The sequence below is a fragment of the Bernardetia sp. genome (genome assembly GCF_020630935.1).
GTDB lineage: Bacteria > Bacteroidota > Bacteroidia > Cytophagales > Bernardetiaceae > Bernardetia.
In genome coordinates this window covers 1-14,171 of the sequence record NZ_JAHDIG010000024.1, presented here as the reverse complement: position 1 = coordinate 14,171, position 14,171 = coordinate 1, and the positions used below count along the sequence as shown (strand labels likewise).

At 36.3% G+C, this 14,171-nt stretch carries 9 protein-coding genes and 1 tRNA gene; 8 read left to right on the top strand and 2 right to left on the bottom strand.

From position 1 onward, the window contains the following. Window positions 1-101: 101 nt before the first annotated feature. Window positions 102-173: transfer RNA gene (locus QZ659_RS08515), tRNA-Gln, on the bottom strand. A gap of 292 nt (window positions 174-465) precedes the next feature. Then, entirely contained in the window at window positions 466-621 is a 156-nt protein-coding gene (locus tag QZ659_RS08510; RefSeq protein ID WP_291724891.1) for a hypothetical protein, read from the bottom strand. Between the two features lie 827 nt (window positions 622-1,448). Here QZ659_RS08510 and QZ659_RS08505 point away from each other — a divergent pair. The 8 genes from QZ659_RS08505 to QZ659_RS08470 all read left to right on the top strand — a co-directional run bounded on the left by QZ659_RS08505 (window position 1,449) and on the right by QZ659_RS08470 (window position 14,056). Next, window positions 1,449-2,765, top strand: coding sequence for a c-type cytochrome (locus tag QZ659_RS08505; RefSeq protein ID WP_291724888.1), 1,317 nt, complete (start codon window positions 1,449-1,451; stop codon window positions 2,763-2,765). Window positions 2,766-2,803: 38 nt separating this feature from the next. Beyond that, window positions 2,804-6,193, top strand: a complete 3,390-nt coding sequence (locus tag QZ659_RS08500) for a TAT-variant-translocated molybdopterin oxidoreductase (RefSeq protein WP_291724885.1) — start codon at window positions 2,804-2,806, stop codon at window positions 6,191-6,193. A gap of 96 nt (window positions 6,194-6,289) precedes the next feature. Further along, window positions 6,290-7,693, top strand: a complete 1,404-nt coding sequence (nrfD, locus tag QZ659_RS08495) for an NrfD/PsrC family molybdoenzyme membrane anchor subunit (protein WP_291724881.1) — start codon at window positions 6,290-6,292, stop codon at window positions 7,691-7,693. Between the two features lie 59 nt (window positions 7,694-7,752). Beyond that, window positions 7,753-8,382 (top strand): DUF3341 domain-containing protein, encoded by a 630-nt coding sequence (locus tag QZ659_RS08490; protein ID WP_366935854.1) that lies wholly within the window; start codon window positions 7,753-7,755, stop codon window positions 8,380-8,382. Window positions 8,383-8,425: 43 nt separating this feature from the next. Beyond that, window positions 8,426-9,133 carry a c-type cytochrome gene (locus tag QZ659_RS08485; RefSeq protein WP_291724878.1) on the top strand — a complete coding sequence of 236 codons (708 nt, stop codon included), beginning with the start codon at window positions 8,426-8,428 and terminating at the stop codon, window positions 9,131-9,133. 92 nt (window positions 9,134-9,225) lie between these two features. After that, a complete protein-coding gene (locus QZ659_RS08480; protein WP_291724876.1) occupies window positions 9,226-10,635 on the top strand; it encodes a quinol:cytochrome C oxidoreductase in 1,410 nt (469 codons plus the stop codon). A gap of 310 nt (window positions 10,636-10,945) precedes the next feature. Then, window positions 10,946-12,007, top strand: a complete 1,062-nt coding sequence (locus tag QZ659_RS08475) for a cytochrome c oxidase subunit II (RefSeq protein WP_291724873.1) — start codon at window positions 10,946-10,948, stop codon at window positions 12,005-12,007. Between the two features lie 75 nt (window positions 12,008-12,082). Continuing rightward, window positions 12,083-14,056 carry a cbb3-type cytochrome c oxidase subunit I gene (locus QZ659_RS08470; protein ID WP_291724870.1) on the top strand — a complete coding sequence of 658 codons (1,974 nt, stop codon included), beginning with the start codon at window positions 12,083-12,085 and terminating at the stop codon, window positions 14,054-14,056. The last annotated feature ends 115 nt before the right edge of the window (window positions 14,057-14,171 follow it).

Below are 14,171 nucleotides of genomic sequence, written 5' to 3'. Positions count from 1 at the left end.
TAACGGTACCAAAAACCGCTGTTCTGCCAATTAAACTACAGGGCAAGCAAAAAACTTATTTGTGTTTTGGTATATTCTTAACGAATGATTTAGAATAAATGTTGCCCCGCAAGGACTCGAACCTCAACTAACGGTACCAAAAACCGCTGTTCTGCCAATTAAACTACAGGGCAAGCAAAAAACACTTTTTTGAATAGAAATGTATTAATCTTTCAATACCTCTCTGTTTCAAATCGGTTACAAAAGTAAGGGTTTTATTTTATAATCCAAAACTAAAAGTGATTTTTTTTTAAATTTATCCTAACTTTTTCTGAATATTGATACTACAACCTAAGTTTGATAGAATTAGTTCTTTTTTTTAATGAAAAACTAAAAGGCTTCGAAGAAAAAAACCTTCCTAATTTTAAAGTAAAATTAAGAAGGTTTCTTATTATATTTTGGTCTTTTGTGAGAAAGCATCAGACCTTATGATTTTTTGTTTTTCTCAAATTCTGCTTTGATAGCTTCAACATCTACATTGAGCATTGGAGGAACAAAGTTGTTGTCTTTGAGCATCTTCTTGCGTGCTACAGAAGCACGACGACGACGACGCAATTTGCGTTCTAATCTTGTAACTGACATAATTTTAATTGGTTTTTTAGCGTTTTCGAAAACTAAGACGCAAAGGTAAGTAAAATTTTTGTAAAAAAAGAAATTAGTAGTATATACTTTTACAACTTTATCAAATTAAGTAATTCTTTTTTCTTAAGGATTTTGCAAAAATGAGGTTCAGCCAAATTTTATTTGGTTGAGTGTGTGTTTTAGTGTTGGGCTCGTAAACTCAATGCTATCAAGAAACGAAACAATGTTTTGTCAAGAAAATAACTTTGCGAAAGTCCTATTTGATATTTAGCACAGACCCACCCAACGAATTGTGAAGTTCTTTCTTTATTAGAAGCGTGTTTTGAGTTATTCTGATTTCTTTTTCTTTGTGGAAATAATTTTTATACTATCCGTTTGCTAGAAATGGATATAAGCAAGTTTCTTTGCTAATTATAATCTTCAATAGAGTTGATATGTCTTTATCCTAACTTTCTTTATAATTAAATGAAAAGAAGTAAAAAGAGAGGGTAAATTATTTAGAATCATTTTAAATTAAGGTTCAAGAAATATTAAAAAAATGTAAATGTCTGTATTTCAAGTGTTTATCTTTTTTTTGTGAAAAACAAAATTCAAGAGAATTTGAAATAAACATTGATAAAAACCAATACGCATACTAATTTTGTACACGAAAACGGCACAGTCTCATAAATAGCTAGATATGTTGGTTTTGTTTTGATACAAATTCTCGTCAAGATAAAGTCAAACAATAAATATTTAACTTTATATAATTTCGTGCTTGCCACCTATATTATTTAAAAGATATGTTATTCAAACAACTACTAATACAAAAATCATATTCTGAAAGGATGCGTTTCCACAAACGTAATCTAAAGAAAAGAGTTACAGGAAGTGCTTTTTGTTTTGCTTTGATGCTTTTGGTTTTCTCAACCATTACTGTACTCTCCACACAGAGCGTATATGCACAACCACAGCAAGACTCAACTGCACAAACTACTGATGATGGAGCTGCTGCAACAACAGACGCAGGAGCAAGTCCAGAAGTAATAGCTCAAGGTAAAGAACTTTTTGAAGGTAACTGTGCGCAGTGTCACGCAGTACACAAAAAAGTAGTAGGTCCTGCTCTTGTAGGAGTAGAATCTCGCTGGCCAGACCGTGCTGCTGTTATCAACTTTATTAAGTATCCAGAAAAGGTAATTACTGGTGGTAACGATTACGCAGCAAAGCTTTATGAGGAGTATGGGCAAATGATGCCAAATCACGACTTCTTTGAAGATGCTCAAATCGCTTCTATTTTAGATTATATCAAAACTGTTCCTGTACCTACAACTGTTGTTGATAATGGAGGAGGGCAAACAGGAACTCCACAAGAAGGAGGAGCAGCGAATTCGGGTCTTTTATTAGGAATTGTAATTGCGCTTATCGCTATTTTATTAGTAGTAGCTTTAGTATTGGTAGTGCTTACTTCGGTTCTTTCAAACTATCTCAAGAAAGAAAAACTAGAAGAAGACGAAGATGCAGTAGTTACTCAATCTATATTTGATTTTAAAGCCTTCTTTACAAGCCCAGCATTTATTGGCGTTGTATTATTTGTCTTAGTTGCTGTTGGTGCGAAAGAACTTTTTGCAGGACTTTGGACAATCGGTGTACAACAAGGATATGCACCTACACAGCCTATTAAATTCTCTCACAAACTTCACGCAGGTTTTTACGAAATTGACTGTAAATTCTGTCACTCGGGAGTAGAAAAAGGTAAATCTGCTGTTATTCCTTCTGCAAATGTTTGTATGAACTGTCATGGCGAGCTTCGTCGTGGTTCTCCAGAGATTCAAAAAATTTATAACGCTATTGAAAAAAATGAGCCTATTCAGTGGGTTCGTGTACATAACTTACCAGACCTTTCTTACTTCAATCACTCTCAACACGTAAAAGTGGGTGGTATTGAATGTCAGACGTGTCATGGCGAGATTCAAGAAATGGAAGTAGTACAACAAGTGTCGCTACTTACTATGGGTTGGTGTATCAACTGCCACCGTGAATGGGATGTAAATGCAAAAGGAAACGATTATTATGATAATCTTATCAAATTGCATAATTCTACTTCTAAAGAACCTTTAAAAGTTGAAGATATTGGTGGGTTAGAATGTTCTAAATGTCACTATTAAACCATTAACTTGTCGCTCAACAACTTAAACCTAAGAAAATGAAATTAAGTGAACGCATATATTGGAAGGGCATCGAACAATTAAAAAATGACCCTGATTTTATCCAAAACGCTGAAAAAGAATTTCCAGAGCATCTCAAAATGAAAGATGCCTATGGCGATAATACAGACGATGATGATGTTACAAAAAGCTCTCGTCGTGATTTCTTAAAAGTGATGGGATTTAGTGTTGCAGCAGTTTCTCTTACAGCTTGTGAAGCTCCTGTGAAGCATGCAATTCCTTATCTTACAGCACCAGAGGAAGTAATTCCTACCATTCCTAACTACTATGCTTCTACATTTATCGATGGAGGTGAGGCTAGTCCAGTAGTTATCAAAACTCGTGAAGGTCGTCCTATTTTTGCAGATGGAAACGCATTTTCTGCAATTTCTAACGGAAAAGTAAATGCTCGTATTAGTGCATCTGTTTTAGGGCTTTACGATAACGAGAAAGTAAAACATCCATTAAAAGGAAAAGAAAAAACAGATTGGAAAACCATTGATAGTGAAATTTCTTCAAAGATTTCTTCTTTAGGCTCTAATCTTAATATTGTGAGTCAGACTGTAGTAAGTCCGACGACGCAAAAACTTATAAATGAATTCTGTGCTAAAACTGGAGCAAAACATGTGTCTTACGACCCTGTTTCTGTTTCTGGTATGATGGAAGCAAATTTCCGTAGTTTCGGGAAAAGAGTAGTTCCTAGCTACAACTTTGATAAAGCAGACCTTATTGTTTCTATCAATGCAGACTTTTTAGGCTATTGGCTTTCTCAAGTTGAGCATTCAGTACAGTATGCGAAGACTCGTAAGATTTCTGAAAACAAGAAAACGATGTCTCGCCACTATCAAATTGAATCAGTTTATACAAATACAGGTGCTTCGGCAGATTACCGTCTTCCAATTTCTCCTTCACAAGAGGGAGCTATCGTAGCTGCTCTTTACAATGCGCTTGGTGGAAGTATTGGTGGTTCTTTTAAATTTGAAAATGCTGTTTTAGATAAAAACTATCAGCAACTTCTTAAAGATTTGAAAGCTGCTAATGGAAAAGCTCTTGTAGTTTCTGGCTCAAACGACCCAGACGTTCAGCAAATCGTAAATGCTATCAATCAGAAATTAGGAAGCTACGGCACTACGATTGATATGCAATCTCCTTCTTATCAGCGTAAAGGTGATGACAAGAAGATGGCTGATTTTATTACAGAATTAAAAGGTGGAGCAGGAGTTATTTTCTATAACTGTAACCCTGTGTATGACCACCCAATGGGAGAGCAAATTGCTGCAGCACTTCCAAAATCAAAACTTTCTGTTTCAACTTCTGACAGAGTTGATGTAACAGCTAGTTCTTGTCAGTATCTTACTCCAGACCGTCATTATTTAGAGTCTTGGAATGATGCTGAACCAAAAGCAGGTCATTTAAGCCTTGTTCAGCCTACTATCAATCCAATTTTTGATACTCGCCAGTTCCAAGACAGCCTACTCATTTGGGGTGGAATGGAAGGAGATTATTATACATATCTTCGTAAGGCTTGGAGAGAAAAAGGCATTGCTACTGGAGGAATGAATTTTGAAAGCGCTTGGAAAAAAGTATTACACGATGGTGTTTACAAGGCCAATGGAAATAATACAGCTTCATCTTCTCTTTTGGCAGTAGCAACAGATACAACTTCTGTTACTGATGAAACAGAAATGACAGAAGAGGCTGAAATGCCAGTAATGACTTCAACAGATTCTTACAGAGATGCTGATTGGTCAAGTGTAAATGCTAATATCACTAAGAATTACAAAACAACAGTTGCTTCACAAGGAAGTGAGGTAGAATTAGTTGTTTATGCTGCTCCTGTAATGGGAACAGGTTCAATGGCAAATAACCCTTGGATTCAAGAAACACCAGACCCAATCACAAAACTAACTTGGGGACACGCTGTTCTTGTTTCTATGCAAAAAGCTGCTGAACTTGGCTTTGAAACGGTTGAAGTAAAGACTTCAAAAGCAAAAGTTACAGTAGAAGGTTTAGATTACATACTTCCAGTAATCATTCAACCAGGTATGCCAGCCAATACGATTGCAATTTCGTTAGGTTATGGACATACAGAAGAAGCTAACTTAGGTAAAGTTTCTGTTGAAGCTGCTGGTGCAAATGCTTATAAAATGCTCTCTATGCGTGATGGATTTATCCAGTATGCACGCACTAATGGAGTAAAGATTGAGGCAGTAGGAGATACAGAAAAAATTGCTCGTACTCAGACTCACCAAACGTATTTAGGTCGTGAAACCATTATACAAGAAGCTATCTTGAAAGATTATCAGAATGTTGATAATTTGATAAAAGACAAGTACGACCCTAAAGTTACAATGGATGGAAAGAAAGTAGAACCTACTGATATTTCTATCTGGGATATTGATAGCGATGGCTATGGTTCAGAAGACGATGCAATCGCTAAAGCAGAAGCCAAAGCAGAAAGTAATATCAAACCAGGTTCAGAAGATAACTGGCTTGTTCGCCAACGTGAAAGAGACCAGTATGCTGCTGATACTTTTGAGTATAATCTCCATCACTGGGGGATGGTCATTGACCTAAATACTTGTACAGGCTGTTCGGCATGTTTGGTAGCTTGTAGTATGGAAAACAACGTTCCAGTTGTTGGAAAGACAGAAGTAGAAAATCGTCGTGAAATGCACTGGATGCGTATTGACCGTTACTATACTGCTTCTATTGAAGTGCCAAAGGGTGAGAATGCTTCTGCTTCTGATTATCATAAACTTAAGCAGGTTTCTGAAAATCCAGAAGTGGTATTCCAACCGATGATGTGTCAGCACTGTAATAATGCTCCTTGTGAAACAGTTTGTCCTGTTGCTGCAACTACACACAGTTCAGAAGGTCTTAATCAAATGACATACAACCGTTGTGTGGGTACAAAATATTGTGCTAACAACTGTCCTTATAAAGTTCGTCGTTTCAACTGGTTTAAATATCATAACAACGATGAGTTTGATTATAACATGAACAATGCACTTGGCAAGATGGTATTAAATCCAGATGTTACGGTTCGTTCTCGTGGTGTAATGGAAAAATGTTCACTTTGTGTTCAGAAAATTCAAGAAGGCAAATTGGCTGCTAAACGTGAAGGACGTAAAGTACGTGATGGCGAAGTAGTTACTGCTTGTGCTAGTGCGTGTCCTACCAATGCAATCACATTTGGTGACTTGAATAACAAAGACAGCAAGATTGTTAAGATGTTAGAGCCAGAGTTGGATAAGCGAGCTTACAACGTTCTACACGAAATTAACACTCGTCCAAATGTTTGGTACTTGACAAAAGTTCGTAACCAAGAAGAAGCATTTGTTCCTTCTGGTGCAACTACTGCAACTGAACAAACTGTGGAATCATAAAATACAAAATAGCAAGGTTTGTAACTTGGTTATGAGCCTTGCTTCAACTATATAAAGAAAATTATTAGATAATCATCACAACATTATTACATCATCATGCAAATAATATCAGATGTACGAGAACCCTTAGTAACTGGTGATAAGACCTATCACGATATTACTAAAGATATTGCAGGAAGAGTAGAAGACAATCCAGCTCCATTGTGGTGGGGTGCTTTTGCTTTTGCCTTAGTTTTGCTTGTAGCAGGAGGAGCATTTTTAGGAGATATGCTTTGGAATGGAATTGGTCGTTGGGGACTGAACAAGACCGTACAATGGGCTTGGGATATTACTAACTTCGTTTGGTGGGTTGGTATTGGTCACGCAGGAACTCTTATTTCTGCTGTACTCTTACTTTTCCGTCAGAAGTGGCGTACTGCCATCAACCGTGCAGCAGAAGCAATGACAATTTTTGCCGTTATTTGTGCAGCCGTTTGGCCTATCGTTCACATGGGTCGTCCTTGGTTGGGAGCTTATTGGGTATTGCCTATTCCAAATACATTTGGTTCTCTTTGGGTAAACTTCAACTCTCCACTTCTTTGGGACGTATTTGCCATCTCAACGTATTTCTCTGTATCACTCGTTTTCTGGTTTATGGGACTTGTGCCTGACTTTGCGACTATACGTGACCGTGCTGTTACTCGTTTTGGTCGTATTTTTTATGGTGCGCTTAGTCTTGGCTGGGTAGGTGGTGCTAAGGCTTGGGTTCATTACGAAGCTATGTCATTGATTTTGGCAGGTCTTTCAACACCTCTTGTACTTTCTGTACACACGATTGTAAGTATGGACTTTGCAACCTCTGTAATTCCAGGGTGGCACACGACTATCTTCCCTCCTTACTTCGTTGCTGGTGCGATTTTCTCTGGCTTTGCAATGGTACTTACCCTTATGATTATTACTCGTAAGGTATATAAATTGGAACACTACATCACTTTAGAGCATATCGAACTGATGAACATTATCATTATGGTAACAGGTTCAATCGTGGGTATTGCTTATATTACAGAATTATTTATGGCTTGGTATTCAGGTGTTCCTTATGAGCAATACTGTTTTATCAACCGTTCTACTGGAGATTACTGGTGGGCATATTGGTCAATGATGACTTGTAACGTAATTTCTCCTCAAGTATTTTGGTTTAAGAAAGTTCGTACAAGTATTGTTCTTACTTTCATCCTTTCTATTATTGTAAATATTGGAATGTGGTTTGAGCGTTTTGTAATTATCGTTACGTCGCTTCACAATGGTTATCTTCCTTCTTCTTGGGCATATTTTAGCCCAACAGCTTGGGACGTAATGTGTTATGTGTTTACATTCGGATTGTTCTTTACTCTTTTCTTCTTATTTGCTAAGTTCTTCCCAGTAATAAACATGGCAGAAGTAAAATCAGTATTGAAATCATCTAACCACCACGTTTATAAAAATAGAGAAACTATCAAAGACCCTCACGATGTCGTTTAATTCTTAAGCAGTATTTAAAATTAAACAACAAAGAGTCAGATATAAAATACATTAAAATTATGGCAAATACATCAAATACAATGGAAGTAGATAAGCACTATATCTTAGGTGTTTATAGTGATGAAGACGACCTAAAACACGGTGTTGAACATATTCGGGAGAAAGGAATTTCTATCTATGAAGTATTTAATCCTTATCCAGTTCACGGATTAGAGAAAAGTCTAGGATACGGACATTCTTGGCTTCCAAAAGCAGCTTTTATGTTTGGAGCATTAGGAACTACTTGTGCTATCTCTATGCAAACAGGAATGATGGGTGCGCTTTGGCCAATGATTATTGGAGGAAAGCCATTTATTTCTATTCCAGACTTTGTTCCAGTATCATTTGAGATGACAGTTCTTTTCTCTGCTTTTGGTATGGTAGGTTCTTTTTTAGTTTCTGAAGATTTGAAACCTTACAAAGTTCCTCGTATCTTTGACCGTCGTAGTACAGATGATAAGCATATTGTTGCTATTGATTTAGCAAAAAATAGCCTTTCAGAAGCAGAAATCAAATCTGTATTGGAAGAAGCTCACGCAGAAGAAGTAAACCGTAAAGACTTTACAGAAGAAGAAAATAATCCTTCTTTCTTCAAATATTTGAGTGATTTGTTTAAGTATGGTGTACGTTCTACTAGCCGACCTAAATAATTTTTTACTCACTGATATTAATTTAGTATAACAAATAAAAGCAATGAAGCTATTTAATATATTTACATTTTCTACTTTATATACTGTTTTGGGAGTAATAGGCATTACTTTCTTAACAAGTTGTGGGGCAGAAGAAAATTATCCAGGAGTTGAGTATGCACCTCAGATGTATCATTCTGTTCCTTATGAGCCTCTTAGCCAAGTTATTGATAATAATGCCCATTGGTATTCTCCTATTGATAATTACTTCAATACTTCTCCAGCTTCTATCTATGGATATTACACTGAAGAAGAGTTGGCTGAGAATCCAGAATTGAGAAAAAAAGTTTCTAATATGCTGATGCCACCTGTGGGAACAGTAAAACGTCAGAAATATCTTACAGAATCTTTGCAAGATACATCTATGTTTTATGAAATCCATAGAGATAGCGTAGAGTTGGCTGCTAAACTTTGGAAAAGCCCAATTGCAGCAGACGATGAGCAAGCATTAGCTCACGGAAAAGAATTATTCTTAACTTATTGTGCTGCTTGCCACGGAAAAGAAGGAAAAGGAGATGGAAAAGTAGGTGCAGTATATAATGGTGTGCCTAACTATACAGCTGGGCGTTACAAAACTCTGAATGAAGGTTGGATTTTCCACGTAATTACGTACGGAAAAGGACGTATGTGGCCTGTAAAAGTTCAACTCAATCCAGAAGAACGTTGGAAAGTGGTACGTTATGTACAACAATTACAACAAGGAAAGCCTTAATCTTATTACCAAGACTTTCAATTATTAAAAGAAAATTACTAACCGTCTTTGAAAACTATTTCGCAGACTATACATAAACTTTATTAATCGTAATGGGTGCACATAAAGATTATCACTTTGATAGAGAAGCACTGAATGAACAATTTGTCTTCTCGGCAAAAGCAAAACGAACCATATTTATAATCATAGCCATAGGTGTTATATCTTCCATCATTGGGTTGGTTATGATGGCTACTGACTCTGGACATCACGGTGAAGCCCATGCTGCCATCGAAATGACAGGAAATGAGCTTTCTTCTCTACAGCAAGAACTCCCTGAAAATGCTCCAACAAGTGTTGGTGTTGTTGATGGAAATGAAGCAGTTCATACTGGAGATGAAGGAGGACACCACGCTTACCACTGGACAAACCGAGTGAAGGTAAACCTTTGGATAAATGTTATTTTCTTTATTGGTCTTTCTGTAATTGGAGTATTTTGGGTGGCTATCCAATATATTGCTATGGCAGGATGGTCAGCAGGATTTAAGCGTGTACCAGAAGCCTTTGCTTCTTTTCTACCTGTCGGATTAGTTTTGTTCCTTGCTACTTTTGCTTGGGGATACCACGAAATTTTTCACTGGACAGACCTTGCGTTATACAATGACCAAAGTGCTTCATACGATGGTATAATTGCAGGAAAGAGTCCATTTTTAAATATTCCTTTCTTTATTGGAGGTTCTATTGCAATTATTGGAGGATGGTTTTTGTTCCACTTCTTTACTCGTAAAAATTCATTAGCAGAAGATAAGGCTACAAGTCCTGCTCAAGTTAGAAAGCATTACAAAAACATGGTGAAGTTGTCTGCTGGTTTTGTGGTTTTCTTTGGAATTACTTCTTCTGTTGCAGCTTGGTGGTGGACACTTTCTATTGATACACACTGGTTTAGTACAATGTTTGGTTGGTATCACTTTGCAAGCTGGTGGGTAGCAGGTATCGCAGCTATTACACTTACAGTTGTGATGCTTAGAGAAGCTGGTTACTTAAAATTTATCAATGAAAATCATTTACACGATTTAGGAAAGTTTGTATTTGCATTTAGCATTTTCTGGACGTATGTTTGGTTTAGCCAGTTTTTGCTTATCTACTATGCAAATATTCCAGAAGAAACTGCTTATTTTGTAGAGCGTCTTTCTAGTCCTATTTATAGAAAATATATTTTCATCATTATCTTTGTAAACTTCATAGTTCCTTTCTTTGGACTTATGACACGTAATGCAAAACGTAAGATGACAATTCTTAAAGTAATTTGTATTGCTGTAATCATCGGACACTGGTTTGACTTCTATCAAATGATGACTCCAGGAACACTTCGTGAGAATGGTGATTATGGTTTCTTAGAATTTGGAATGCCATTCATATTTGTAGGTGTGTTTGCTTATCTAGTTGGAATGAGCTTGTCTAAAGCTCCTCTAGTAGCTAAAAACCACCCACTTTTGGAAGAAGCATATAACCACGAAACTTAGAATTTTCTTTACAAAAAGATTCAATATAAATTGAAACAAAGTAAGAAATAAACTGAAATAAGGTTTTTAAATTGGTTTGAAAACCTTATTTTTGTATCATATAATTGAGAAAGCAACATGTTTTGTGAGTGTTTTCAAAAATAATTGAAAGTTTTGAAAACCTTCCTATATAACAAAATGCTTTTTCGTAAAGTACTATATATAATCCTTGTCTTAAGAAGTTCTTACTCATAATTACTTTACTGACAATGATATATTAAACATAGCATATAATTATACATTCAATAAAACTTTTAACTGAATTATACAAATGAACGGATTACTTATTGCTGCTGTCGGCGCTCTGTTCCTCGTCTTAATGGCTCTTATCTATCGTGTATTCATGCTTGTGCGTGTAGCGAAAGATGTAAAAGAACCAAGCAACAGAGATGGCAGAGTAGGAATGTCTAATAAAGTCAATTCGATTTTATTTATAGCATTCTTTTTTGTGCTTTTTGCTTCTATATTTGCTTATGGATTTTCTGAAAAGGTGAAGTATATTTTACCAGAAGCCTCATCAGAACACGGAGTAGATATTGATATGTTATTTTGGGTTACTACTGCTGTAGTATTCTTTGTTTTTATTCTGACTCATATATTGTTGTTTTTCTTTCCATATATGTATCGTTACAGAGAACACAAAAGAGCAACTTTTATACCTCACAATAACAAATTAGAAATTGCTTGGACAATTGTTCCTGCCGTTGTTCTTACTATGCTTGTTGTTTCAGGTTGGAGAGTATGGTCTGAGGTTACTGACCCAGCTCCAGAAGATGCTTTGGCTATTGAAATTATGGGACACCAATTTGCTTGGAAGTTCCGTTATGGAGGTAAAGACAAGAAGATTGGGAAACCAAACTACATGAAAATTGATGCAACCAATCAAGTAGGGATGGACTTTGAAGCAGACGAATCTAATTACGATGATTTTATGTTTCAAGAATTACGCCTACCAAAAGGTAGAAATGTTCTTTTGAAAATACGTTCTCGTGATGTATTGCACAGTGTTTTCTTACCTCACTTTAGAGTGAAAATGGATGCTGTACCTGGAATGCCTACACAGTTTTGGTTTAAGCCTACAAAGACGGCAGAAGACGTAAAGCAAGAACTTAAAGAAAACAATGACCCTAACTGGGATGCTTTCGAATATAAATTAGCTTGTACAGAAATTTGTGGAGGTAGCCACTTTGCTATGTTTGCAAAAGTTACTGTAATGGAAGCTGATGAATTTGATAAGTGGTATAATGAGCAAGAAGCTTGGGCTGCTAAAAATGTAGATTATTTGAAAGAGCAAGGAATCAAGAATATTCCTTCTAATCTTGCTTCAAAATAATTTAGGATAACAATACTATTGAACTGAAAATTAAACTTTAATACATCTATTTTACAATAAATACCGCAAATAATTATGGCTGATACAACAAATCAAGCAAGCGGACAAGATGTTCAAGAATTATATTATGATGTAGATAGTCATGGATTCGTTCATGAGGAGCATCATGATGACCATGAGCATCACGGTAATTTTTGGACAAACTATATCTTTTCTACTGACCATAAAGTAATTGCAAAACAGTTTTTGTTTACAGCAATATTTTGGGCAGTAATAGGTGTAGGAATGTCTGTAATATTCCGTTTGCAACTCGGATTCCCTGATGCAGATTTATCTTTCTTGAAACCTATTTTAGGAAAGTGGATTGATGCAACTGGAAAATTAGATAAAGAATTTTATTTGGCACTCGTTACTATGCACGGTACAATCATGGTTTTCTTTGTACTGACAGCAGGACTTAGTGGAACATTTAGTAATTACCTTATTCCTCTCCAAATCGGAGCTAGAGATATGGCATCTGGTTTTATGAATATGCTTTCTTACTGGTTCTTTGCAGCAGCAGGTCTAGTAATGTTCTATTCATTATTCATTGAAACAGGACCAGCTTCTGGAGGTTGGGTAATCTATCCACCACTTAGTGCATTACCTCAAGCAATGCCAGGTTCTGGACTTGGAATGACGCTTTGGTTATCTAGTATGGCATTGTTTATCATCTCAACACTTTTGGGTGGTATCAATTATATTTCTACTGTAATCAATATGCGTACTCGTGGTATGTCGTTCAATCGTATGCCACTTACAATTTGGGCATTCTTCATTACGGCTATCATTGGTCTTTTATCATTCCCAGTACTCTTTTCAGCAGCATTACTTTTGATTTTTGACCGTAGTTTCGGTACAAGTTTCTTCTTGTCTGATATTTATATCGGTGGAGAGGCTCTTCCAAATCAAGGTGGTAGCGCAATTTTATTCCAACACTTGTTTTGGTTCTTAGGACACCCAGAGGTTTATATCGTACTTTTACCTGCTCTTGGTATTTCATCAGAGGTAATTGCTACAAACTCAAGAAAGCCAATCTTTGGTTATCACGCTATGATTTTGTCAATCATTGGTATTGCAGTTCTTTCGTTTATCGTTTGGGCGCACCACATGTTTGTAACAGGTATGGATCCGTTCTTAGGAACTATCTTTATGTTCTTGACTCTTATCATTGCAGTTCCTTCAGCAGTAAAAGCATTTAACTATATCACTACGCTTTGGAAAGGTAACTTGGTATTTACACCAGCAATGCTTTTCTCAATCGGTTTGGTTTCTCTCTTTATTGTAGGTGGTCTTACTGGTATTCACTTAGCAAATGCTGCGATTGATATTCAATTACACGATACATATTTTGTAGTAGCTCACTTCCACCTTGTGATGGGTTCTGCTTCATTCTTTGGTATGCTTGCTGGTATTTATCACTGGTATCCAAAAATGTTTGGTCGTATGATGGATGCTAAGATGGGATATTTCCACTTCTGGTCAACATTTATTGGTGTATATGCAATATTCTTCCCAATGCACTTTATCGGTGTGGCTGGTTTCCCTCGTCGTTATTATTCTCATACTGCATTTGAACCGTTCGGATTATTTACAGACTTGAATATGTTTATCAGTACGGCAGCTATCTTGACGTTCCTTGCTCAGTTTGTATTTGTGTTTAACTTCTTCTACTCTATGTTTAAAGGACGTTTAGCACCAGCAAACCCTTGGAAATCAAATACACTAGAGTGGACAACACCTCGCTTCCCTGGACACGGCAACTGGGTAGGAGCAATTCCTCAAGTATTCCGTTGGCCTTACGATTACAGTAAACCAGGTGCAAAAGATGACTTTATTCCTCAGAATGTACCATATTCTGAAACTCCAGAATCTAATTTACCTTTTGAAGAAAAATTAGCTACTCTTGAGAAGTTACAGAAAGAAGAAGGAATAAAAATTCAGAAAACTCCAGAAGCTCCAACTTCTGATAATACAGCAAAAGATTCAGATGAAAATACAAATGTATAACCCATCTGATAAGTAGATAAATTAAAAATACCCTGTTTTCATTACGAGAACAGGGTGTTTTTTTTGTGATGATATATCATTGGTAAGACACCGACAATGGCAAATAGTTTTTTAA

What these genes read in the sequence shown, in the direction of transcription:
- QZ659_RS08510 (WP_291724891.1), bottom strand. Translation starts at nt 621, where the DNA reads ATGTCAGTTACAAGATTAGAACGCAAATTGCGTCGTCGTCGTCGTGCT.
- QZ659_RS08505 (WP_291724888.1), top strand. Translation starts at nt 1,449, where the DNA reads ATGCGTTTCCACAAACGTAATCTAAAGAAAAGAGTTACAGGAAGTGCT.
- QZ659_RS08500 (WP_291724885.1), top strand. Translation starts at nt 2,804, where the DNA reads ATGAAATTAAGTGAACGCATATATTGGAAGGGCATCGAACAATTAAAA.
- nrfD (WP_291724881.1), top strand. Translation starts at nt 6,290, where the DNA reads ATGCAAATAATATCAGATGTACGAGAACCCTTAGTAACTGGTGATAAG.
- QZ659_RS08490 (WP_366935854.1), top strand. Translation starts at nt 7,753, where the DNA reads ATGGCAAATACATCAAATACAATGGAAGTAGATAAGCACTATATCTTA.
- QZ659_RS08485 (WP_291724878.1), top strand. Translation starts at nt 8,426, where the DNA reads ATGAAGCTATTTAATATATTTACATTTTCTACTTTATATACTGTTTTG.
- QZ659_RS08480 (WP_291724876.1), top strand. Translation starts at nt 9,226, where the DNA reads ATGGGTGCACATAAAGATTATCACTTTGATAGAGAAGCACTGAATGAA.
- QZ659_RS08475 (WP_291724873.1), top strand. Translation starts at nt 10,946, where the DNA reads ATGAACGGATTACTTATTGCTGCTGTCGGCGCTCTGTTCCTCGTCTTA.
- QZ659_RS08470 (WP_291724870.1), top strand. Translation starts at nt 12,083, where the DNA reads ATGGCTGATACAACAAATCAAGCAAGCGGACAAGATGTTCAAGAATTA.